This is a genomic window from Spirosoma foliorum, from assembly GCF_014117325.1.
Taxonomy (GTDB): domain Bacteria; phylum Bacteroidota; class Bacteroidia; order Cytophagales; family Spirosomataceae; genus Spirosoma; species Spirosoma foliorum.
Genome location: NZ_CP059732.1, coordinates 1,247,370 through 1,272,614 on the forward strand (window position 1 = coordinate 1,247,370; position 25,245 = coordinate 1,272,614).

Annotated in this window: 18 protein-coding genes; 10 read left to right on the plus strand and 8 right to left on the minus strand. The window is 47.4% G+C overall.

Annotated features, from left to right (window positions below; genetic code table 11):
- Window positions 1-108 precede the first annotated feature (108 nt).
- From H3H32_RS05105 to H3H32_RS05125, 5 genes are all read right to left on the minus strand, one after another.
- A complete protein-coding gene (locus H3H32_RS05105; protein WP_182461582.1) occupies window positions 109-600 on the minus strand; it encodes a hypothetical protein in 492 nt (163 codons plus the stop codon).
- 485 nt (window positions 601-1,085) lie between these two features.
- Entirely contained in the window at window positions 1,086-1,301 is a 216-nt protein-coding gene (locus tag H3H32_RS05110) for a hypothetical protein (protein ID WP_182461583.1), read from the minus strand.
- 322 nt (window positions 1,302-1,623) lie between these two features.
- Window positions 1,624-2,871 carry a hypothetical protein gene (locus H3H32_RS05115; RefSeq protein ID WP_182461584.1) on the minus strand — a complete coding sequence of 416 codons (1,248 nt, stop codon included), beginning with the start codon at window positions 2,869-2,871 and terminating at the stop codon, window positions 1,624-1,626.
- A 451-nt stretch (window positions 2,872-3,322) separates the two neighbouring features.
- Entirely contained in the window at window positions 3,323-3,559 is a 237-nt protein-coding gene (locus tag H3H32_RS05120) for a hypothetical protein (protein ID WP_182461585.1), read from the minus strand.
- Between the two features lie 545 nt (window positions 3,560-4,104).
- Window positions 4,105-5,766 (minus strand): glycoside hydrolase family 28 protein, encoded by a 1,662-nt coding sequence (locus tag H3H32_RS05125; protein WP_182461586.1) that lies wholly within the window; start codon window positions 5,764-5,766, stop codon window positions 4,105-4,107.
- A gap of 260 nt (window positions 5,767-6,026) precedes the next feature.
- On the opposite strand from H3H32_RS05125, the gene H3H32_RS05130 reads away from it, so the two are divergent.
- From H3H32_RS05130 to H3H32_RS05165, 8 genes are all read left to right on the plus strand, one after another.
- Window positions 6,027-7,211, plus strand: a complete 1,185-nt coding sequence (locus H3H32_RS05130; protein ID WP_182461587.1) for an esterase — start codon at window positions 6,027-6,029, stop codon at window positions 7,209-7,211.
- 156 nt (window positions 7,212-7,367) lie between these two features.
- Complete coding sequence (locus H3H32_RS05135) at window positions 7,368-8,522, plus strand: esterase (protein WP_240543663.1); 1,155 nt, start codon at window positions 7,368-7,370, stop codon at window positions 8,520-8,522.
- A gap of 207 nt (window positions 8,523-8,729) precedes the next feature.
- Window positions 8,730-9,605, plus strand: a complete 876-nt coding sequence (locus H3H32_RS05140) for an alpha/beta hydrolase (RefSeq protein WP_182461588.1) — start codon at window positions 8,730-8,732, stop codon at window positions 9,603-9,605.
- A gap of 104 nt (window positions 9,606-9,709) precedes the next feature.
- Complete coding sequence (locus H3H32_RS05145) at window positions 9,710-13,855, plus strand: glycosyl hydrolase (RefSeq protein WP_182461589.1); 4,146 nt, start codon at window positions 9,710-9,712, stop codon at window positions 13,853-13,855.
- Window positions 13,856-13,966: 111 nt separating this feature from the next.
- Complete coding sequence (locus H3H32_RS05150) at window positions 13,967-15,508, plus strand: carboxylesterase/lipase family protein (RefSeq protein WP_182461590.1); 1,542 nt, start codon at window positions 13,967-13,969, stop codon at window positions 15,506-15,508.
- Between the two features lie 117 nt (window positions 15,509-15,625).
- Complete coding sequence (locus H3H32_RS05155) at window positions 15,626-17,965, plus strand: glycoside hydrolase family 3 protein (protein WP_182461591.1); 2,340 nt, start codon at window positions 15,626-15,628, stop codon at window positions 17,963-17,965.
- Between the two features lie 178 nt (window positions 17,966-18,143).
- Window positions 18,144-19,073, plus strand: coding sequence for a sugar phosphate isomerase/epimerase family protein (locus H3H32_RS05160; RefSeq protein WP_182461592.1), 930 nt, complete (start codon window positions 18,144-18,146; stop codon window positions 19,071-19,073).
- Between the two features lie 12 nt (window positions 19,074-19,085).
- Window positions 19,086-21,185, plus strand: coding sequence for a beta-galactosidase (locus tag H3H32_RS05165; RefSeq protein WP_220472602.1), 2,100 nt, complete (start codon window positions 19,086-19,088; stop codon window positions 21,183-21,185).
- A 110-nt stretch (window positions 21,186-21,295) separates the two neighbouring features.
- On the opposite strand, the gene H3H32_RS05170 is transcribed toward H3H32_RS05165, so the two are convergent.
- The 3 genes from H3H32_RS05170 to fmt form a co-directional block, all read right to left on the minus strand.
- Entirely contained in the window at window positions 21,296-21,796 is a 501-nt protein-coding gene (locus tag H3H32_RS05170; protein WP_182461593.1) for a dihydrofolate reductase, read from the minus strand.
- Between the two features lie 99 nt (window positions 21,797-21,895).
- A complete protein-coding gene (locus H3H32_RS05175) occupies window positions 21,896-22,879 on the minus strand; it encodes a polysaccharide deacetylase family protein (RefSeq protein ID WP_182461594.1) in 984 nt (327 codons plus the stop codon).
- A gap of 84 nt (window positions 22,880-22,963) precedes the next feature.
- Entirely contained in the window at window positions 22,964-23,887 is a 924-nt protein-coding gene (gene fmt / locus H3H32_RS05180; RefSeq protein WP_240543664.1) for a methionyl-tRNA formyltransferase, read from the minus strand.
- 306 nt (window positions 23,888-24,193) lie between these two features.
- Between fmt and greA the strand changes: the two genes are divergently transcribed.
- Window positions 24,194-24,667 carry a transcription elongation factor GreA gene (greA, locus tag H3H32_RS05185; protein ID WP_182461595.1) on the plus strand — a complete coding sequence of 158 codons (474 nt, stop codon included), beginning with the start codon at window positions 24,194-24,196 and terminating at the stop codon, window positions 24,665-24,667.
- Window positions 24,668-24,756: 89 nt separating this feature from the next.
- Complete coding sequence (locus H3H32_RS05190) at window positions 24,757-25,146, plus strand: HIT family protein (protein WP_182461596.1); 390 nt, start codon at window positions 24,757-24,759, stop codon at window positions 25,144-25,146.
- The last annotated feature ends 99 nt before the right edge of the window (window positions 25,147-25,245 follow it).

Below are 25,245 nucleotides of genomic sequence, written 5' to 3' on the forward strand. Positions count from 1 at the left end.
GCTTCACTCGGTGAGCGTGACCAGTACACCTTTGTGGTTGGGCCCTATGACTGTATCCAGTTCCCAGTCGCCGAAACGCGTCTTCTCATCAACGATTTTTGGGCGTTCCTAAATACCAGGCCGGTTGACTTGCTTAACCGCTTTTCGGCGCCCATCTGGCTTGCCATAGCGCTTCCGATAAGGTTTATGGGCGTGTCGCAGGTGCTTATAGAGGGTACCTCCCTGGCGGTAATCATACCAGATATAGTTGTAGATGGTGCTGGTGAAGAGCATGGACTGGCCAGTTTGCTGGCATCGGCCTTGAATTTGCTCGGGTGACCATTGTTGGCTAAGTCCGATCTGGATAGTTTGGTAAATGGTAGGCGTAGCTTTGGTAGCGTTTTTAGGGCGCCGGTTCAGATAGGCTTTATGGACCGTTTGGGGCTGGTAATCAATAATAGAGTTGGCATTACGAGCCAATTGTCGAGTGACTACGGAGCGATACTTGCCGATTCTGCGTGCGATCTGAGCGGGTTTGAGGTGGCGCAAGGCACCAATTTGGTATCTTTGGGGAGTGTTAAATGGGACATGGTGCAACAGTTTAGCGATTGCTGCAAACATAGCCATTTACACTTGACCGGCGAGGAGTTGATTTCTCGCTGGTTTTCTATGAAAAGTGCAAAATATAGCAGCAAACTTATCTGTTGCATTTCGTTTTAGAATCTAAGATTTAACAGTTCTTCTGGGTTCGTTCGCTCGCGAACACGGTGGCGATTGGGCTGCGACCTTCCTGCGGGACGTGCTCCCTGCCACCGGAAAGCGACCCCACGCGAAGCGCACACAAACGCAACGAACCAACTTTTACTCCGATTGGCGAAGAGCAACAGCGTAATGAAAACCGCTTTGCTCAGCCTGCCTAACCGGAGCGTTTCCCTATCGCAAGGAAGCTGCCCAACTTGTCAAAGCCCAAATTACTGGGCGTTTGGCTTGTCAAGGGGAGCCGCCAAATGAGCCTAAAAGCCCACCTGTCGGATTAGCTGGCTTATCGCCGAAGCACATCCCCAAAACCTGAATTTGTTCTATAGCTGAGACCCGTTTTTGAAACATTAAAGCTTTAGTCTTTCAAAGGCCTCAACTTTAATAACAAGGCCATCAGGCCCACCCTCGTCTCTAACAAGTTCACCATGAATAGTCCAAAAATCAGTTGCATCACTTTCTTTTACGTGGATGATTTTTAGAAACTCTTTAACTGCATTAATCGAACGAAAAGCGCAATGTTCTTGCCCTATTTCCGGTTTTCCGTCTCTATAACCTGTTGTCATTGATTTTTAATTTACACATATTGGGATGGGTGAAATCCCACGCCTTATTTACTTCAAGTCAATAAGGCGATAATTGTTTAATTTAATGAACGCTGATGTCAGTTGGCTTCGGATTTTCACCTCCCTTATCACAGACCCAAATCAGGTCTGTGTCCTTATCAATATATAGGTCATATTGTGAGACATATCCACCACAATAATCACCCTTGAAGTCCTCCACAGATTGAAGACTTATCTTATCCGTAAACTTTTTTAGATATGGACCTGTCAAAAGTGTTAAATTCATGATTCCAATGTTTAGAAATTAAACCAAATACTAATCTTAATTCAAGTCGTTCATAACGGAATAAAGTGCTGTTTGTTTACGTTTTAGATCATTAATTCGATTAGCTCCTAATATCTTTTGAAATAATGAGACATTAGGATCTTCTAATTGACGTATTTGTTGCCCAACTTCTATATAATTTTTGTTTAGACTTTCGCCCAACTCTTTTTTGTAGTCACACCCACAAATTTTAGCACGAAGTTTAATTAGCTCTAAAAACTCATCGCTGTTAAAATTTTTTTTCTGCTTCGGATTATAGAGATTATATTCTTCAGGTTTCTTACCTTGCTTTTTTGTTAGTGTCAACGTGAAAGAGGGAAGTTGAGTTGAGGTATTCGTTGAACGATTTTTGCATTTATAGATTACCGAGCTTTGATAAATTTCTTCATTAAAATTATCAGCTTTCTCAGTAGTAAAACAATGATCAACAATATACGATGCAGCAGACTTTGTGTATTCTGGAGTGTTTCCACTTAGTAACCATGATGAGACTAAAAAAGCTGCGCTTGCGCGACTGGTGGCTTCGTCCAATCTCTTTTTTTCGTAATCAGTTCTTAGTTGTTTTGTATGTAGATTTAATGGATATACTTTCTCTAATTTTTCAATCACATCAACAGGGTATAATGCGGAGATATAAGGAGAAAATTTACCTTGAATATCTCTAATATATTGTGTCGGGTCTCTGTCTGGAAAAGCGTTATAAAAGAGTTGAACTTCCATTGAGCTACTAAACTCATAGTCTTTCCAAGCATTATTATGAACAAACCAAAGATCAGTTTCTTTATCACCACTTTCACCTGCATAACGGTAATCCTTTTTTAGAGCGAAAAATATTCCTTTCCCGTTTAAGCCGTAATTACCATAAAATTTAGCATTTTTACTTGTCCACTTCTCAACATTATCGAAAGGTACGTAAGTCTTTGATTGCTTCATTACAAAGGGTACTGAAAGTAAACTTCCAACACCAAATCCAATTGCCAAACCGTAACCTGGCTCGGTAAACTTTGTTGATTTAGCTACAGCATATCCAGCGATTGGAAAAATGCCATAATTGATAATTAGCGCAGGTGCAATACGGAACCGTTTCTCATAATGAGCATTTGGTATGTTCAATATAGGATACCGTTTATAGTTAGAAAGAATATCTCCTTTCCACTTTGGGGTGTAAGTTGTACATCCCTCAAAAGAAATAAGACTTATTCCACAAAAAAAAAGGTAAAATAAAGGGTAAAGAAGTTTGTTCATGGAGTTGTTACGGAATGTTACTGATTCGATTTATTCAATAATCAACCATTAAGCTGATACAGCAAACCAAGACTTTTGTGCGAAGCATGGAACGCCTAATTGCGGTATTCCTAAGCTGTTCTCTGATGGGGCGGTTGACCTGTCACACTATCCCGCAAATCAAAACCCTGATCCTCAGTAAGTTCACTCTACCAGCTGAAACCTGCCCAACGAGCAAAAAAGCGGCTTTGCCAGAACGGCGACCTGGAAGCCCAAAACTATCCTTCTTAAGTTCGCTTTTTTGTTACCAATACGCTGAAAAATAAGTACTTTGCAGGCCCGCTATCCAACGACCCCAGGGGTTGATGGCGAGCAAATTACTCAAAAGAAGCGCAGGACTTGCGGCCTTTACATCCCTGTTTTTGTTGGGCTGTCGTCAGACAGGCAGCCCATGCAGAGCAACTCAGTTGAATTAATCAACAAAACAGTTGTTTTCTGTATCCCAATGCCCTGTTTTATGCAATCCAGTACTGTCGTTGTGCACGTTCACATACACAAACCGTGTTGCGCCTTGACTTGTGTACTTTGGATCCTCACACTGGTTCCACGTTACACGTGTTCCGTCGGCAAGGTCAGCTTGCCCACCAGAATTGTAGCTTCTGAGAATTTCCCGTTTTAGGTCTCTTAATTCTTCTTTTACGGTAGCCATTTTGATTGAAATTTTGGAATGTTGAAAAACGCACTTTTTGATTCTTACATCGAACGCGAAGCCCAAAGCTGTCCTTATTGGGGTGGCTGGCCTGTCGCAAGAGGGCAACCTTGCAAGCCCACAACTGGCCCTACTCAGGTATTCGGCTTGTCAACCGGAACTTGCTCCACAAACCTAGATTGTCTTAACAGGGGTGTTTGTCCTGTCGCTGGGGAATTGCCAAACAGAAAACCAAACAGCGATTACCCAACATATACGAGGGCGAAGGTTCATTTAATTATATCTTGTTGATTATCAAAGAGAAACCATTAAACGTGTAAAGGGTAAATCAACTAATGTGCAATAATAGATTATTAATAGAAATTAAGCAACTAAATAAATTAAAATATATACTTTATTGGTTATATGTACTAGTTTTATAGTTACTAATAAAACTCTCTAGAAGCAATCACAAACCAAAGGACCTATCCCTCAAAAACAAAAAACTCAGAGCCTGTAAGTCGCCTTAACATGCACTGAGTCACGAATCGAGGTATGGATGGAATCTATTTCATTGTCAACACATTGGCCGGAACGCCAGTGCTGGTTTCCACCGTTTTCTTGGCGTGTGAGGTGTTGGTATTCAGGAGTTTGATGCTGTTCGAGCGGTTGCCGGAGATGTGCATGAGCAGGTCGGTGTTATCGGCGTACTGGATGTTGTCGAGCGTTAGGTTGTGGCTATTTTGAATCTGCATCAACGTTTTTGCCGGGCTCATCAGCGTAACGTTTTTCAGTCGAATGTTTTCGGCTTCGATACAAACAAAGCCTTTCCGACTTTGCAGGACCGCGTTTTCAATCAGGATATCCTTAACTGCCATTTCGGGTAACCCGCGTACCATAATACCCGTTTCAGCACCTTTGCAAGTCACATTCCGAATCTGGAACGCACGAAACTGTGGGGTAACTTCGGAAAGCGGTTGCGCTGGAATAACGGGTAGCTCGTTGCTTTCTCCCTGTTGCGGTACCGGGTCTTTAGCGGCATAATACATATCGAACAGAATGGCCTCGCCCGCAATGTCGGTCATGTCGATACCGTCTACGAAGATGTTCTCCACAATGCCACCTCGTCCACGAGCTGTTTTGAACCGGAGTCCTACATCCGTTCCCATAAACGTGCAGTTCGATACGTACAGATTTTTGACTCCGCCCGACATCTCGCTCCCAATCACAAAACCGCCGTGGGCATGATACACCCGACAATTCCGCACAATGATATTCTCGGTAGGTACACCCCGCTTTCGGCCCTGTTCGTCGCGCCCGGACTTGATACAAATGCCATCATCGCCCACATCGAACAAGCAATTTTCAACCAGCCCGTTCCGGCACGATTCAAGATCGAGACCATCACCATTCTGAGCATACCACGGATTTTTAGCCGTAACATTGCGCAAGGTGATGTTCTCGCATAGGAGGGGATGGAGGCACCAGGCGGGGGAGTTTTGGAAGGTTACGCCTTCCAGTAAAATCCGCTTGCATCGAGTCAGGCTTACCATATTCGGACGCAGGAAATCCTTTATATCTTCGTAATATGCACGGTCTTGTCCTGCTTTGACGGTCATGGTAGCTCCTTTAAACGACTGGGCCGATGGATACCACATATCCTTTTTGTCGTTCAATACACCTCCCGATGCAACGAGTTTTTTCCACTGATCGTCCGTGAGTTTACTTTTCTTAACCATCCGCCAGGCGTCACCGGCACCATCGAGAATGCCTTCGCCCGTAATGGCGATGTTTTCCAGATCGACGCCCGAAATAGGGGCCTGATTCCGAACCGCATCTTCTCCTTCCCAGGTTGTATTTACTAACGGATAAGCAGTCCGCTGATTGGTGAATTGAACGAGTGCACCCTTTGCCAGATGCAGATTTACATTGTTTTTCAGGGCAATCGGACCCGTGAGCCATAAGCCGCGAGGGACCAGCACCACACCACCACCGGCACGATTGCATTGCTCAATGGCCTTGTTGATAGCAATAGTATTGAGGGTCAACCCATCGGCAACTGCGCCAAATTTGCTGATGGTAAGCGTATCTTTTCGGAAGGATGGTGTGAGCACTTTCGGTAAATCAACTCCCGATACAGTAGGATTGCCATTTGCCGATGGGTGGTCAGGAGCTATGCGAAAGCTAGTAGCAAGAGTGAGTACAGCTAAACCAGTTAGGATTTTCATTGGGGTTTGGGAAAAACAAGACCAACTACCAGCCGTAAATGGCTGAATTCTTCCCTAAAGTGACCTCAAAATGAGGGTTCATTCAAGTAACGATGGCTCTTTTTTTACGCAATCGTTGCCGGGAACGTTATCAGGAATAGTTTTCTCTGTAAATCGATCTGAAGAGAGAACATGGGTCTATCCTGAAAAGCTGCAAAAAAATCTTCGTACGCTTATAGGTGCTAAAATTCTTTACGTACTTTTGACGCAAAGGAAAAACGATGACTACGAACCGAGTCAATTATCTGCTTGCTGCCCTTTTGCTGGCAGGAAGCCACTATACAACGGCCCAGCAGGCGCACGTTAATCTGGACTGGAATCCGCAAAAAAATACCCAGAATCTGATTCCGTTTGGCGCTGCCGTCATCTCCCCAGAAGTTCGCGATGATCAAACCGTAACGTTTCGGCTCAAAGCGCCTGATGCGAAGCAGGTGATGCTAACAGGTGGACCAATGTTGCTGGCGTTGAAAGTGAAAGATCCTATTCCGTTTCAAAAAGGCGACGACGGGCTTTGGACGCTAACCGTTGGGCCAGTCAAGCCCGATATTTACGTCTATAAATTTATCATCGACGGTGTTCAGGTTGTTGATCCGAACAACACCCTGACGGGCTTCAATGACCAACCGGGCTATAGCAATCTAGTCGTTCAGGGCGATGGTCCAGCCTATTACGATGCCAAACCGGTACCACATGGTGCAGTAACGCGGCATATTTACCATTCCGATGTGCTGAATGGCGAACGGGAAATCTATGTCTACACGCCACCAGATTATTCGCCCAAAAAGAAATACCCAGTTCTGTATCTGGTCGGTGGTAGTGGCGAACTGGCATCGGGTTGGGCGCTCGATGGACGGGCCAATTTCATCGCAGATAACCTGATTGCCGAGGGCAAAATGGTCCCTATGCTGATTGCGATGCCCAACAATCAGGTTGTTCACCGCACCGACCCGAATCATACCGAGAAAACCTTTCCGCTGTTTGAAGAAGAGCTAAAAAAGCAGATTATTCCTTTTGTCGACAAGACCTACAGTACTCGTGCCGACCGAAAAGGGCGTGCCTTGGCGGGCCTGTCGATGGGTGGACGACACACGCAGTTGGTGGGGCTTAAAAACCTCGATTTGTTCAGCTCGTTTGGTGTTTTGAGCGCGGGTGATCTGGAGACGGAGAAAGTGAGTGCGGCCTTATTGAACGATCCGGCTGCTAATCAGAAAGTAGATTACTTACTGGTTGGGCAGGGGACGGGCGAAGTAGAGACCATTGGCAAACGGGCCGTGGCCTTGCATGAGGCCTTGCAGAAACACAACGTCAAGCATGAGTATTATGTCGGTGGAGAAGGTGCCCACGATTGGGGAACCTGGCGGCATTTGCTGTATTATAAATTACTGCCAAACCTCTGGCGGAAATAGTGAAGATGGCGCGAGGCTCCAGCCTCGTGACTATTATTCATCGGCCTCTGCCGATAGTTAACACGCTTAATAAAATGCTGGCCGGAGGCCAGCGAATAGTAGGCACGAGGCTGGAGCCTCGCGCCATCAGTCTTACCAAACCTTACTGTATTCCTTATGAAAACCTTACCTAATGCCCGCCATTGTGCGCTGACCCTCTGTGCAATGCTGGTTTCAATGGGAGCAATGGCCCAAATGCCCCAGAAAACGCCCAATGATACCTTGAAATCGCCTAAGGTGCTGGACGACAAACGAGTGATGATTCAGATTTACGCTCCTAAAGCGAGCGAAGTAACGGTAGGCGGGGACTTCCTGTCCAGCCCAAAACCACTTAGCCTGACCAAAAACGATCAAGGGGTATGGTCGGTGTTGATTGGACCGCTGAAACCCGATTATTATTCGTACACGCTCATGGTGGATGGCGTGCGGACGATGGACCCCAAGAATCCGGTGATCAAACAGGGCATCAGCAGTTTAGAAAATATGATGGCGCTCACTGGTCCGGAAACCGCTTTTGAAGACAATAAGGCGGTTCCTCATGGCGAAGTCCGGGAGGTTTGGTACTCATCGAATACCTTGGGTATGATGCGTCGGATGCACGTGTATACCCCACCAGGTTACGAAAAAGGGACCACGAAATACCCTGTATTTTATCTGTTGCACGGTGGTGGTGATGACGATTCGGGTTGGAATACCATTGGTCGGTCGGGCTTTATTCTGGACAATCTGATTGCAGCCGGGAAAGCAAAACCGATGATCGTTGTAATGCCGAACGGTAGTATGCCATTGCCCCCACAAACAGGTATGCCCGATGCGAATACGATGAATCGCATGCGGGATTTGTTCTCCAGCGAATTACTGAAAGACGTAATGCCTACGGTTGAGAAAAGCTATCGGACATTAACTACGCCCGAAAGCAGAGCGATTGCTGGTTTATCGATGGGCGGCTTCCAAACGCTGGACCTTACCCTGACACGTCCCGAATTGTTCAACTATGTTGGTGTATTCAGCTCGGGTTTCTTTGGCGCGACCGCTGACGAAGCTGATACAAAATACGCCAAAGTCCTGAACGATCCTTCGTTCAACAAAGGCAAAAAACTGTTTTGGGTAGCCATTGGTAAAGATGATTTTGTGATGGATGCTAACAAGAAAACGCTGGCCATGCTCGATAAGCACAACATCAAATACCAGTACAAAGAAACATCTGGTGGCCACACCTGGGTTAACTGGCGCCAGTACCTCAATGAATACACGCCTATGCTGTTTAAGTAGGCGAAATGTGATTTGAGTTATTTGACTACGCAAGTTTAGATTATACTGTGTGACCCCGATGGGGTCAAAAGTTTATAGAAAGGCAATTGTCTCTATAAACATCTGACCCCAGCGGGGTCACACAAGAATACTTTAATTTAGTTTGGCCTGATTGCTTTCGCTGCTATGCAACTATGTTATACCATTACCATTAACCACTTCAACTGGATGAACTTAATTCGACTCTTTCTCTTCTTTACCTTCCTAAACGTATCTGCCTTTTCATTCGCGGCCAAAGTCGATACGTTGGACATTCCATCGGCGGCTATGCAGAAGAACCTGCGGGCTGGTATCATTCTTCCCAACTCCTATGCGAAAAGCAAGTCGACTTATCCGGTGTTGTATCTGCTACATGGTGGCGGAGGTAAATTCAGCGACTGGCTGGCCAAAACACCCGACAAGATGCTGTTGCATAACCTGGCCGATCAGTACAACCTGATTATTGTGACGCCAGAAGGAGAGCCGTTGAGTGGCTATTTAGACAGCCCAATTCAGAAAGACAATCTGTTTGAAACCTACATCACCAAGGAGGTCATCGAGAAGATTGATAACACCTATCGGACAATTCGTGATCGGAAAGGACGGGTCATAACGGGCTTGAGTATGGGTGGTCATGGAGCCCTATATCTATCTACCCGCCACCCGGATTTGTATTGCGCAGCTGGTAGCATGAGTGGTGCATTGGATCTGAGTGCAACCCATTGGAAAATTACCCCTGAGTTTGCCAAACAGATTGCTCCCCAATTTGCCCGGATTCTGGGACCAGTTGGTTCAACACCTGATTTATATGCGTTGAATTCGGTAGTCAATATGGCCGATAAGATAAAGGCGAATGGCTTACCGCTGATCATTGATTGTGGTGTCGATGATTTTTTGATTGAACCGAATCGGGAGTTGCATCGCCGATTGGTCTATAACCAGACACCACATGATTATACCGAACATCCCGGCGGCCATACCTGGGAATATTGGGAGAACTCACTACCTTTCCACGTGCTGTTTTTTAGCAAAATTTTGAAAGGTAATGGCGCACTGACGCCTTAATAAGCGAATAGGTAATGAGTAATGGATAATGTAAAATGAATAATCTATCTTCCATTTTACATTATCCATTACTCATTATCCACTGCCCAGTTTCTATTACTTAAATGAGAAGACGTACATTTCTGAAAAACACCTCTGCCGCTGGTATCGTAGCGTTGGTTACGCCATCGGGAGTTATTGAGGTTTCTGCTAAATCAGCTTCCTCAGATATAAAAGCTACCGAAGCCTTTGTCGATGCGTTCGTAAATCCACCGATGTCGGCACGGGCGCAGGTCTGGTGGCACTGGATGAACGGCAATGTCACGGCCGATGGCATCACCCGCGATCTGGAAGCGATGCAACAAATCGGGATTGGTGGGTTTCAGAATTTCGATGCGGGTACTGGTATTCCCAAAGGCCCGGTTGTGTATTTAAGTCCCGAATGGCTCAGCCTGAAACAGCACGCCATGAAGGAGGCCGATCGGTTGGGACTGGAGTTTACGATGCACAACTGTCCCGGCTGGTCGTCGAGTGGTGGGCCGTGGATTACGCCCGAATTGGCCATGCAGGAGATTACCTGGAGCGAAGCTTACGCAACAGGTGGGAAGGCTGTAACCATAACCCTGCCCCAACCGCTTAGCAAGCTGGATTATTACCGCGATGTTGCCGTTCTGGCTTTCCCATCGCTGCCCGGCGAAGGTTCTTTGGAAGCATTGGCCAACACGGTTACGGCCAGTGGGAGTACGAGTTCTAGTACACCCGCTGCATTGGCGGGATCGGAAGGCGTAACGGTACAACCAGCCTCCGAAGGACAACCAGCGTATTTGCTCATTGAGTTCAAACAACCGTACGAAGCCCGATCGATTAGCTTTCTGAGTAAGTCAGTGGGTAAACAGACAGGCGGTGGTGGCGGTTTTGGAGGTGGACCACAACTAACCCTCGAAGCGTCAGACGATGGTACTCAGTTTCGAAAAGTACTAACTGGCAGTGCGGGCCGTTCCAATGACTATGCCCGTAGTCTGGCGGAATTTACGCCTGTGAAAGCAAAGTATTTTCGAATTGTATCGCTGGGTGCCCGACAGTTTGCACAACTTAGTTTTTCGGGAACGGCTCGACTAGCCGATTGGCAGAAGAAAACCAACAAGGACTTTGGCGTGATGGGCGTATCGAACGATCAGGAAGGAGCTGGCCAGGCTGCCATCAACCTGTCTTCAATTGTCGATGTCTCGTCATTTATGAATAAAGATGGAGTACTCATCTGGAACGCACCAGCGGGCAACTGGACAATCCTGCGACTAGGTTATACCCCCAATGGCGAGCTGAATCGCTCGGCACCGGATACAGGCATCGGACTGGAATGCGATAAATACAGTCAGGCAGCAATCGATTTTCATTTTAATAAAATGATGGAAAATCTTTTGCCAACCCTGAAGCCATTAACCCAGAAAGGAAAAGTTGGCCTGCTTATCGACAGCTACGAAGTAGGTATGCAGAACTGGACACCACAGTTTGACCAGGAGTTCAGGCAACGCAATGGCTATTCACTGCTCACTTATTTGCCAACGTTAACGGGACGTCTGGTTGGTACTATCGATACAACAGAGCGGTTTCTCTGGGATTTCCGTCGAACGCAGGCTGATTTGATGGCCGACAATTATTACGGACGATTCCGGGAGTTGTGCCACCAACAGGGAATCGTTGCTTATGCCGAGCCTTACGACCGTGGACCAATGGAAGAAATGCAGATTGGCGCACGGGTCGATGTAAACATGGGCGAATTCTGGAATGGTTTGTCATCGTTGTTTCAGAATAATCTGACCATGCGCCGGACAACCAAACTGGCTGCTTCTATTGCACACACCAACGGCAAACAGGTAGGAGGAGGCACGCCCGCCAACCCGCAAATTGTAGGGGCCGAAGCCTTCACGGGTGAACCGGAATCGTCGCGCTGGCAGGAGTATCCGTTTGCTATGAAAGCCCTGGGCGACAAGATGTTTACGCAGGGTTTAAACCGAATTATTTTTCACCGATACGCCCACCAGCCGCACCCAACTGCCTTACCCGGTATGACAATGGGCCCCTGGGGCATTCACTTCGACCGAACGACAACCTGGTGGAAACAAGGCCGGGCGTGGCTGGATTATCTGGCACGTTGTCAGAGCTTGTTGCAGCAGGGACTTTTCGTGGCCGATCTTGCCTATTTCACGGGCGAAGAAGGCAACGAATACACAAAGGTTGAACCGCATGAACTAACCCCAACGCCACCGGCACATGGGTATGATTATGACCTGATCAACGGCGAAACCCTTGTCAGACAGGCCAAAGTCGAAAACGGAAACCTTAGTCTGCCCGATGGCATGAGCTACCGGGTTCTGGTACTTCAGGATCATAAAGCGCTAAGTCTGGAACTATTGCGTAAGCTGCGGGGGCTGGTTAACAGTGGTTTAATGCTGATTGGTGCCAGACCGGCTACCTCACTAGGCCTCCGTGGACAGACAACCGGAAGTTCTGAATTCAGCCAGCTAGCTACTGAGATTTGGGGGTCCATAAACGGGACGACCGTTACCGAAAATAGACTGGGTAAAGGGCGGGTGTTCTGGGGGAAATCGGTTCAGGATGTACTCGAAACCTTAGAGGTGAACCCAGATGTCGAAGTAACCTCGCGCTCTGGTGATGCGCCTATTATGTGGATACATCGACGTATTGGTGATGCTCATATGTACTTCCTGTCGAATCAACGACGGACGAATGAAGAATTAGTCTGTACATTTCGAGTAGCTGGAAAACAACCCGAACTCTGGGATGCTACAACGGGTAAACTAACACCGATACCATTTTATGAAACAGTAGAACATGAAACCTGGTCGGGGAATTTTAAGCCCAGCCAAACTCGACTGCCGATTTCTCTTGAACCTGCTGGTTCCATATTTATTGTGTTTCGCTCTCCAGCTAAACAGAAATCATTAAAATCAATCAGTAGTGGAAACCAAACATTACTGACCACAAAACTATTTGAGACATTTGTTAGCAGTGTAGAGACTAAAGTAGCCAACAACTTTACCATTAGCCTTTGGGCGAAGCCAGAGCTGAACATCATGCTTTCGCCAACTGGGTTTATGCAGCACGTGAAAGACCCCTGGACAGACTATTACGCCATTTATCCATCTTCTGGGACAGTATTTGGAGCTGGTCATGCCGTTTGTGGACTAACTATCGGGCGGAATGGGGTGGCGGTTTGGGAGCGGACTACAGGTAAACCCGTTTTTCGAATGGCAGCAACAACGACCATTTCGGGTTGGAGTCATGTAGCTTTGGTTTACAAAAGTGGTATTCCATCAATATTTGTCAATGGCAAATTGATTCAGGAAGGCAAAAGTGGAGAAAATATTATCCATCCTTCTCCTTCATTCGGTAAAGCCTATCTAAACGATGGCGCATCGTTTTATAATGGAGATATGACATCGCCAGAATTGTTTCCCGAGGTATTGACCGATGACCGAATCCGGCAGTTAGCGGCTCAGCCAAAACTTCCGACCAGTTCACTACCCAAAGTAGAGATGGCGCAGCATGGAAAATCAGCGCTGCTTTTCTGGCAAAATGGCCAGTATGAGTTACAGGATAAGGCGGACCATGCTACGTCCCTGACTGTGTCTGGTATCAATTCGCCAACGGAACTGGCCGGCGACTGGCAGGTGAGTTTTCCGCCAAATATGGGTGCTCCTGAGCAAATTACGCTTTCTAAATTGATTCCTTTGAATACGCATTCGCAGGATGGTGTAAAATATTTTTCGGGCACAGCAACCTACGCTAAAACACTAACTATACCTGCTACGGCAAAAGCGAAAGGAAAGCAGTTGTTCCTGGATTTGGGTCAGGTGGAAGTGATTGCCAATGTGATCGTAAACGGCAAAGATTTGGGTACGCTCTGGAAACGTCCGTACCGAATCGATATCACTGATGCCGTGAACGTTGGGGCAAACAAGCTGGAAATTAAGGTGACGAACCTGTGGCCCAATCGCCTGATTGGCGATGAGCAGTTGCCTGATCCTGATAAGTTTACGCCCGGTGGCGGTGCGGGTGGATTTGTGAGCCTTAGCAATGGCGCCATTGTAGAATTGCCTGCCTGGTATAAAGAAGGTAAGCCTAAACCTGCCGACGGACGAGTGACCTTTACGACCTGGAAACACTACAACAAAGATTCTCCTTTGCTGGAATCGGGCCTGATTGGGCCAGTCGTTTTGCGTGTGGCAGAATTGAAATTGATTAGTTGATTTTTGTCATGCTGACGAAGGAAGCATCTTAAAATATCCTTACAGAATCAATGGGATACATTAAGATGCTTCCTTCGTCAGCATGACAAAAACAAGACATACCCTTTTCTTATGAAACAAACCTTCCTCTTTTTCCTAACTCTCCTTTTCAGCACGGCCTTTAGTCAATCGACCATTATTAAAACCGCCAATGGGCAAATCGAAGGCACCGTTAACACAGCGGGCGATGTCCGAATCTTTAAAGGCGTTCCTTTTGGAGCCCCACCTGTCGGGAATCTGCGTTGGAAAGCGCCACAACCCGTTGCTAACTGGACTGGTGTCAAGAAATGTCAGGCGTTTGGGCCAAGTCCGATGCAGAGTAAACCTGCACCGTTTATGTACTGGTCAACAGAGTTTCTAATTCCTGCCGAACCCATTAGCGAAGATTGCCTGTACCTAAATGTCTGGACGGCGGCCAAATCGGCTACCGAAAAACGTCCGGTAATCGTCTTTATTCCGGGTGGAGGTTTTCGATCCGGGGGAGGAGCGTGCCCTATTTATGATGGAGAAGCTATGGCGAAGAAAGGCGTCGTGTTTGTCAATATCAACTACCGGCTCGGCGTTTTCGGCTTCCTGGCCCATCCCGAATTATCGCAGGAGTCGGGCCATAAGGCATCAGGGAATTATGCGTTGATGGATATGATCGCGGCCCTCCGCTGGGTTCAGAAAAATATTGCTGCACTAGGTGGCGATCCCCAAAACGTAACCGTTGCCGGGCAGTCGGCAGGTGCGTTTGCCGTTAATTTCCTGACCGCATCGCCGTTAGCCAAAGGGCTGTTTCAAAAGGCAATTGCCGAAAGTGGTGGCAGCTTCGTTGATAGTCCAATTCGGCCTAAATTGACCTTGCAGGGTGCAGAGCAACAGGGAGTTACGTTTGCAAAATCGTTGGGCGCTGGCTCCCTGGCAGAATTGCGGGCTAAATCAGCCGATGATATCCTTAAAGCAACGGGTGGACTAAGTGCACCCATTACGGATGGGTACGTAGTGCCGGAATCTGTTATGGATATCTATAAACATGGGCAGCAAAGCGATGTTCCAATCATCGTTGGCTGGAACGAAGATGATCGGGTCTCCGGCCCTCCCGCCAAAGCCGAGGTTTTTCGGGAGCAGGTAAAAAAGCGATTTGGCGATAAAGCTGACGATTATCTGAAAGTTTATCCTGCACAAACCGAAGACGAAGCTGGGCAATCACAGAAAGCCAGCAGCCGGGATGAAGCATTTGGTATTCAGGATTATACCTGGGCCAGAATGCAGAATAAATCCGGGAAGGCACCCGTTTATGTGTACAACTTTAATCGAAAACTACCGGCCGGTACACCCGAAACTCAATTTGGCGCATTTCATTCGGGCGAGATCGTGTATGCCTATAACAACCTGCACACACTGCACCGTCCCTGGGAGCCTGTCGATCAGCAACTGGCCGAGTCCATGTCGTCATACTGGGTGAATTTCGCCAAAACGGGTAATCCGAACGGGAAGAATCTGCCCAACTGGCCAGCCTACAAATCCACCGCCGAAAACGTACTGATTCTGGATAAAACCATTCAAAGCCGTCCATTACCCACGAAACCTCAACTGGCTTTCTGGGAGCAGTATTATGGAGTTGGGAAGTAACAAGCGTTTTTTGTCATCCCGACGCAGGAGGGACCTCTAGATTGTATGAGCCTAGAGGTCCCTCCTGCGTCGGGATGACAAAAATGCCCAACAAATTTGATTAATAATTGACTACCTATGAGAAAACAGAACATTTACATCACTGCCCTCAGCCTATTATCGGTATCCATAGCGATGGGTCAAAATTGGACTGAAACCAAGTCTGGAAGCTGGACAAAAGTCACGAACAAGAGCGGCCAAACGTTGGGATACACCGCTACGTCCGGTGTAAAACTTCTGACCGACAAAGGGTTTGCCTTTAAAGATTTGAACAAAAATGGCAAACTGGATAAGTACGAAGACTGGCGATTGCCTGCCGACGTACGCGCTAAAGATCTGGCCTCCAAAATGACCGTCGATCAAATTGCCGGATTGATGCTGTACAGTAAGCACCAGCCCATTCCGGCAGCTGCTGGCGGTCCGTTTGCAGGGACCTATAACGGGAAAATCTTCGCTCAAAGTGGCGCTAAAGTTTCTGATCTGTCGGACCAGCAACGGGAGTTTTTGACGAAAGATAACGTGCGTCACGTGCTCATTACATCGGTGCAAAGCCCGGAAGCCGCTGCCGAATGGAACAATCATGCACAGGCATTAGTCGAAGGATTTGGTTTGGGAATTCCAATCAACAGCAGTTCGGACCCGCGCCACGGCACGCGTGCGAATGCCGAATTTAATGCCGGTGCGGGTGGTACCATTTCCATGTGGCCCGGTTCATTGGGTTTGGCCGCAACGTTCAATCCTGAATTGGTGCAACGGTTCGGACAGATTGCTGCTACAGAATATCGGTCGTTGGGCATTGCTACGGCCCTTTCGCCCCAGATTGATATCGCGACCGATCCCCGCTGGAACCGGGTAAGTGGTACATTTGGCGAAGATCCAAAATTGTCGACCGATATGGCGCGTGCCTATGTGGATGGTTTTCAGACATCAACCGGTGCTAATGAAATTACGGGTGGATGGGGCTATCACAGCGTGAACGCTATGGTGAAACACTGGCCGGGTGGCGGTTCGGGCGAAGGTGGACGTGACGCACACTATGGCTATGGTAAATACGCGGTTTATCCCGGCAAGAATTTCCAGACGCATTTTATGCCCTTCTTAAATGGTGCGTTCAAATTGAGTGGCAAAACCGGAATGGCCTCAGCAGTAATGCCTTATTACACGATTTCATTCGATCAGGACAAAAAATACGGAGAAAATGTAGGTAATAGCTACAACAAATACATCATCCATGACCTGCTGCGGACCAAATACAAATACGATGGTGTCATCTGCACCGACTGGCTCATTACGGCCGATGAAACGGCGGTCGATGTCTTTCTGACAGGTAAGTCGTGGGGTGTCGAAAAGTTATCGGTTGCTCAACGACACTACAAAATCCTGATGAATGGCGTCGATCAGTTTGGCGGTAATAACGAATCGGGGCCGGTTCTTGAAGCGTATAAAATGGGCGTTAAAGATCACGGTGAAGCGTTTATGCGGGCGCGATTTGAACAATCGGCGGTTCGGCTTCTCAAGAATGTTTTCCGGGTGGGCTTGTTTGAAAACCCCTACCTGGACCCACAGGTTTCTGGAAAATCGGTTGGCACACCTGAGTTCATGAAGGCGGGTTATCAGGCGCAACTGGAATCGGTAGTGATGCTGAAAAACAAGGCTAAAACCCTACCGCTCACCAAAGGGAAAACGGTTTACATCCCCAAGCAATTCACCCCCGCTGGTCGCAATTTTCTGGGTATGGATATTCCCGAAAAACTTGACTATCCGGTTAGCCTGAACATCGTGAAGAAGTATTTTACCGTAACGGATAACCCCGCCGAAGCTGATTATGCACTGGTGTTCATGCGAAGTCCGGATTCGGGAGGGGGCTACAGCATTCCCGATGCCAAAGCGGGTGGCACTGGCTATGTTCCGGTCAGTCTGCAATACGGTGACTATACCGCTCAGGGTGCCCGTAACCCAAGTATCGCTGGTGGCGATCCACTCGAAAAATTCACGAACCGAACCTACAACGGCAAAACCGCCAAGACCATTAACACGACTGATCTAGGCATGGTTACCGAAACCGTTGCCCAAATGAAGGGTAAGCCGGTAATTGTGGCGCTACAAGTGTCTAATCCAACAGTCGTTAAGGAGTTTGAAGCTCAATCAAATGCGATTCTGGCTCACTTTGGCGTACAGGACCAGGCGCTTATGGATATTCTGACGGGCGCATATGAACCGTCGGCGTTGCTACCTATGCAGTTTCCCGCCGATATGAAAACCGTGGAAGCGCAAGCCGAAGACGTTCCTCGCGACATGACATCGTACCGCGATTCGGAAGGGCATGTTTATGACTTTGGCTTTGGTCTGAACTGGAAAGGGGTTATTCAGGATGCCCGAACCGCGAAGTATAAGCAAGCGGTTGTAAGTTTGAAGTAAATGTTTGAGCTGTGTGGTGTCGGTTGCTAACAACCGACACGCGCTAGGTTTCTCAAAACCTAAAACCACGAACCATAGGTTTTGAGAAACCTACTGCGTCAGCTTTAAGAAGCTGACGCCACAAAAGATGGTATAAAGCTATGCGGACAGGATGTCCGCGTTACACAAAAACATAGCAATGAATACAACCCGTCGTCATTTTCTGGGGCAGCTAGGCACCCTCGCTACATTACCGATCTTACCAACCATCGACTTGATGGCGGCTCCCAAACCTCTATTTTTTAAGATTTCCCTGGCTCAATGGTCACTGCATCGGGCGTTATTAAAAAAGGAAACCACTACCCTTGATTTTCCTGTCAGGGCCCGGCGTGATTTCGGTATAACGGCCGTTGAGTACGTTGATCAGTTCGTGAAGAACGAACCAGCTTATCTAAAAGAGCTTCTCAAACGGAGCCGGGATGAAGGTGTTGTTAATCATTTGTTGATGATTGATACGGCGGGCAATTTAGTCGATGGTGAGGCTGCCAAACGAGCCGATGCCATTACCCGCCACTATGCCTGGGCCGAAGCGGCTAAATTCCTGGGCTGCAAAACCATTCGGGTGAATTTGCAAAGTAAGGACTCCGCCGATGAAGTCCGTAAACGAGCCATCGAAAGTATGGGCCGACTCGCTGAAAAGATTGCCCCTTTGGGTATCAATGTCGTAGCCGAAAACCACGGCGGGCATTCATCGGATGGAAGCTGGATGGCTTCCGTGGCGAAAGCTGTTGGTAAACCAAACTGCGGGCTCTTGCCTGATTTTGGTAATTTCTGCCAGTCGCACGATTGGGGGAGTTCAGAAAAGAACTGTGATCAACTATACGATCGCTACAAAGGCGTGACCGAAATGCTGCCGTATGCTAAAGGTGGAGTTAGTGCCAAAAGTTACGGTTTCAATGCCCAAGGGCAGGAAACGAAGATCGATTACGCCCGCATGCTCAAACTGGTGAAAGCCTCAGGTTTCAACGGCTATATCGGTGTTGAATTTGAAGGCGAAGGCATGGCTGAAGATGAAGGGATTCGCCGGACGAAAGCCCTGCTCGAATCGGTGGGGAGCAAATTAGCGTAAGACACAACTTACATGACCAAAATCTATTTTCTTCTTGCCGTTACGCTTTCCCTTCTCACTGGTTGGGCATCGGCGCAAACGCCTAAGCAGGATAAACTTCTGTTTGGCGTAGCGTATTACGATGAGTATATGCCCTACGAACGTCTGGACAAGGATATTCAGATGATGAAAGAGGCTGGCATTAACGTCGTTCGTATTGCCGAGTCAACCTGGAGCACGGCCGAACCGCAAGATGGCGTGTTTGATTATTCCCACATCGACCGGGTTCTGAACGCCATGCACAAAGCGGGTATTCAGGTAGTTATCGGAACGCCTACCTATGCCGTGCCGACCTGGCTGGTCAAAAAATACCCTGATGTGTTGGCCGTTACGCCACAGGGTCCCAATCGGTACGGGGTTCGCCAGAATATGGACATTACCAATACGCACTTCCGGTTTCATGCCGAGCGCGTCATTCGGAAAATGCTGGAACACGTCAAATCGCACCCGGCTATTATTGGGTATCAGGTCGATAATGAAACGAAGCACTACAATACAACGGGCGATAACGTACAGGCTCTTTTTGTACAGTACATGAAGGAAAAGTACAAAACACTGGATGTTATTAACAAGGTATATGGGCTGGATTACTGGAGCAACCGAATCAATAACTGGGATGATTTTCCCTCGACAGTCGGTACAATCAATGCCAGTTTGAGTGCGGAGTTTTCGAAATTTCAACGGAAACTCGTCACCGATTACCTGGCCTGGCAGGCCGCACTCGTAAGAGAATACAAACGTCCCGATCAATTTATTACGCAAAACTTTGACCTTGATTGGCGGGGGTATTCGTATGGTATTCAGGCCGATGTCGATCATTTTGCAGCAGCTAAAGCGATGGATGTTGCTGGCATCGACATTTACCACCCGACGCAGGACAAGCTTACGGGTATTGAAATTTCGTTAGGTGGTGACCTCACACGTTCTATGAAGCTCGATGCGTCGAACCGTGGCAAAAATTACCTGGTGCTCGAAACCGAAGCGCAGGGATTTCCGCAGTGGGTGCCGTATCCGGGTCAACTGCGGTTGCAGGCGTTTAGTCATCTGGCATCGGGGGCTAATATGCTGGAATACTGGCACTGGCATTCCATTCACAACTCTGTCGAAACGTACTGGAAAGGGTTATTGAGCCATGATTTTGAGCCTAACCCTACCTACGACGAAGCTAAAACTATTGGCCGTGATTTTGAAAAACTCAGCCCAAAGTTGGTTAATCTCAAAAAGACGAACTCCGTGGCCATGCTGTTCAGCAATGAAGCGCTGACAGGCTTCAATGCGTTTAGTTTTGGCTGGGGTGCCCGAGAAAAATACAACGATGTATTGCGGCCCATGTACGATGCACTCTACCAGATGAATGTCGGCGTCGATTTCGTCGATCCAACCAGCACGAATCTGGAAAGCTATAAAGTGCTGATTGTACCGGCTTTATATGCCGCGTCGGATGCGTTACTGAATCGACTGAACAATTTCGTAAAAAACGGTGGGCATATTGTTTACACGTTTAAAAGCGGATTCTCAGACGAAAATGTAAAGGTGAGATCAACGCGTCAACCGGGTATTATCAACGAAGCCTGTGGCATTTACTATAGCCAGTTTACGTTTCCCGAGCATGTTTCGTTAAAAGATGATCCGTATAAAGTAGGCAAAGAACAAAATACGGTGAAGACCTGGATGGAGTTGATTACTCCAACTACTGCCAGTGTGTTAGCTTATTATGATCATCCGGTTTGGGGTAACTACGCAGCCATCACCGAAAATAAGTATGGAAAAGGTTTTGCGACCTATATCGGCTGTATCACCAGCGATGCGATCCTGAAAAAAGTGCTGGAAGATGCCGTGAAAAAAGCAGGCGTATGGGGTCCAGATCAGCAATTAGCGTTTCCATTGATCACCAAATCGGGCGTCAATCAGCAGGGTAAAGCTATTCATTACTACTTCAATTATTCAGCCACTCCGGCTTCATTGACTTACTCCTATAAAGCGGGTAAAGAGCTGCTGTCCAATGGCGTTATTGCACCCAATGCGTCAGTCTCGCTGGAGCCTTGGGGTGTGAAAATCGTGGAGGAGAACTAGGCTAATGTGTTGTCAGTTGGATTTTTTTGTCATTTCGACCGTAGGGAGAAATCTCAAGCTTCGCAATAATCAAGCTTGAGATTTCTCCCTACGGTCGAAATGACAAAAAATCACCCCACTCGTTCATACTCCACAAAATCAAACGACACCGCGTGGCGTTCATCGGTGGGATGCGGGCGTCGGCTAACTTCCTTCCACTCAGCTTTATCAAACGTAGGGAAATAAGTATCGCCTTCGAAAGCCTGATGAATTTCGGTTAGATAAAGCGTTGTGGCAACAGGAAGAGCCATCGCATAGATTTCAGCACCACCAATCACGAAGATTTCATCGGTTGCGCGGTCGGCTTTTTTCGCTTTGTCAATCGCGTCCTCAAGCGAATGCACAACTGTCACACCGTCTGCGGTAAAATCAGGGTTGCGGGTAATTACAATGTTGGTTCTCTTTGGTAACGGTTTGCCCAGTGCTTCCAGTGATTTGCGGCCCATAATGATGGGATGATGGCTGGTTTTACGCTTAAAAAAAGCGAAGTCATCCGGCAAATGCCAGGGCATGTCGTTGTCGCGACCAATAACGCCGTTTTCTGCGACGGCGGAGATAAGACTGATTTTCATAATTTAATGAGTGAATGAGTGAATGAGTGAATGAGTGAATGAGTGATTGAGTGAATAAATGACGAATGTTTTTAGTCACTCAATCGCTCATTCACTCATTCATAATTTTTTCCGTCGTTCCATCAACTCTTTCCAGGTGGTAACAATGATGCCTTCTTTTTCGACATAGGCCTTCAAGGCGGGGTCCATCATGCCCAGCATGTCGCCCTTACGGCTTTGGCCCGACGAGCTAATCAGGTCGAACGTAGGTGTAGGGGCTGTGCAGTGCATGATGATGTACGTGAGACCCGGCTTTACGGAATTAAGTAGGTCAATGAATTTCTGCGTTTTAAATTTCTGTAAGGCTTCGTCAGTTGCACCTGGTAAGTTATAACTGGTGATGCTACCGTCCAGATCATCCATAACTGGTAAGCCTGCGTCCCAGAGTTGCTTGCCTACCTGCTGCGCCAGTTTCTGCATGGGTTCTGGTACGTTGTTGGCCTTAAATATCAAGGACGCATGGCCAGCCGGAAAGAGAACTGGAATTTTTTCTTCGATGGCTACCTTGGCATAAGTTCTAATAAATTTAGGATCAAAGAGCGTTCCCATGTGCGAATCCATATGCGTTGGCTGAACACCAAATGACCGATACCGAGCCAGTTGCGCCCGAATTTCTGCTTCTACTTCATCGGCCGATGCATGGGCAACCACCTGAGCTACTTCGGGCCAGAAACTCCCCTGCTCATCATACAAACCGGGTGCTTTATCGCGGCCTACCAGTGGATACCAGCGGTAGTTTTTCCATTCGGATGTTAGCGTCAGGTGAACGCCCGCATCAACGTTTGGATGTTTTTTGAGGTAATCAAAAAAGTGCGGCACCCAACCACAGGGCATCATGACGCTGGTTGAATTGGCAATGCCTTTATCGATGGCGTTAATCGTTCCAGCATTCGATTCGTAGCTCATCCCCGCATCATCGACGTGGAAAATAACGACTTTCTTGCCTTTCGGAAAGCCAAGTTTCTCCGCGTAGGTTTCGGTTTGGGCGTTGACAGATAAGTGGGCGAGTATTGTGAGTAACAGGCAAGTAAGGAATAGTTTCATAGATGATAGATCTAGGGAAATTTAGGTTCGTAAAAGCAGTACACTAGAAATCAAGTAAATCATTTAAATCCGGTAAATCCCGGTTCAAAGACGATTCCCCCGTAAAAACTCCTCGGTGGTCATGCGTCGTTTGCCTTCGGCTTGTAGGGCGTTAATCTGCAACCAGCCATCGGCAGCCCGAACCAGAATCGTTTTCTTATTATCCGTATAGGCTTCTCCAGGTTCAGCCGCAAACGGGGATTCGTTGGCTAGGGAAACATCGTAGAGTTTGAACACTTTCCCATTGATCAACGTCCAGGCCGATGGGTAAGGCGATAAGCCGCGCACGAAATTGCGAATGGCATGTGCCGATTGATTCCAGTTGATCTCGGTAGTTTCCCGACTCAGTTTTGGGGCTGGCTTTAAGTCGCTGGCAACGGGTTGCGGGGTTCGAGGGTATTCTCCGGCTTCAATGGCATGCACAGATTTTAACACCAGATTAGCCCCCCGTTCCATCAGTCGGTCATGCACGGTTCCGGCATTGTCATCGGGATAAATAGGCTCGAAATCCTGAAATATCATTTGCCCCGTATCAATCTCTTTTTCAATAAAAAAGGTCGTGACTCCCGTTTCGGTCTCCCCATTGATAATTGCCCAGTTGATGGGAGCGGCCCCTCTGTACTGAGGCAGCAATGACCCGTGTAAATTAAAGGTCCCGATGGTTGGCATTGCCCAGACAACTTCGGGAAGCATTCGAAAGGCAACCACTACTTGAAGGTCAGCCTGATAACTGGCTAATTGTTCCAGAAATGCAGGATCACGAAGCTTTTCGGGTTGCAAAACGGGTAAATTGGCCGCTTCGGCAGCTTTCTTTACCGGTGAAGGTGTTAACTGCAATCCACGACCTGACGGCCGGTCGGGAGCGGTGATGACGGCAACAACCTGGCATCCCGCGCCAAGGAGCCGATGTAGAGTGGCAACGGCGAAATCGGGCGTACCCATGAACACAATACGAAGCGAATTTGGCATGAATCAGTTAATCAGTTTTTGCTAAGCCTGGCGGCTATATGTTGATATAGCCGGGAAGTATTTCTATTTTTGTATCACTAATGCGTTGCTCCAAATGCGTCAGTATGTAATTGGCCGGTAAATAGCTCAGCCTATGCGACTAACAATTTTTTATAACCCTGAACCGTTTGCTTCGGAAACCCGACGGCATCCCTGACGCGTCTGCAAAGAAAACCAATTTGGTTGCAGAACGGTCGGTGTACCGTTCTTTTTGTTTTTACGGAGCACACCAAACCAATGTGAATAACGAGTACGTATTATTTTATTATGGCAAAGATTTCATATTACACAGAAGAAGGACTCAACCGGCTGAAAGCTGAATTAGTTGATCTGAAAACGAAAGGGCGAACCGCAATTGCCCGCCAGATTGCCGAAGCCCGCGACAAAGGTGACCTTAGCGAAAATGCTGAATATGATGCTGCTAAAGATGCACAAGGTCTTCACGAACTGAAAATATCGAAGCTCGAAGAAGTGCTATCCAATGCCCGGATTCTGGACGAATCGACGATTGATACTTCGCAGGTATCAGTTCTGTCGAAAGTGAAGATCAAGAATAAGAAGAACGGTGCCGAAATGACCTACATGCTGGTTTCTGAAGAAGAAGCCGATTTAAAATCGGGTCGTATTTCAGTCGGTTCGCCAATTGGAAAAGGTCTGCTGGGCAAACGTGTTGGCGAGACCGCCGAAATCAAAGTACCCGCTGGCGTATTGGAGTTTGAAGTGATCGAGATAGCCCGATAAAATAATGGATAATGAATAATGTAAAATGGATAATGGGGACGGCTCCTATCCTGCATTATTCATTATCCATTTTACATTATCCATTAACTATGCCTTCCATTTTCTCTCGCATCGTTGCTGGTGAGATACCGGCTCACAAAATCGCTGAAACCGATGATTATCTTGCTTTTCTGGATGTGATGCCTACGGCTACGGGGCATACACTGGTCATTCCTAAAAAAGAGGTCGATTATATTTTTGATCTGGATGATGAGTTGTATCTGGGCCTGATGGCATTTGCCAAAAAGATTGCTCCAGCTATCGAGAAAGCTATTCCTTGTAAGCGCATTGGGGTAGCGGTTGTCGGGCTGGAGGTGCCGCACGCACACGTCCATTTAATTCCGCTCAATTCGATGGCGGATATGAATTTTCACAATAAATTGAAGCCAACGCAAGCCGAACTAGCCGAGACGGCAGAAAAGATCCGAGCGTTTTTATAAATAATAGTTACTTAAATTGTAACTTTATAGAGCAATAAATAGTATTTATTGCTCTATTTTTATGCCCATTCTGTATGACTAAGAGGTATTAAATTTGAC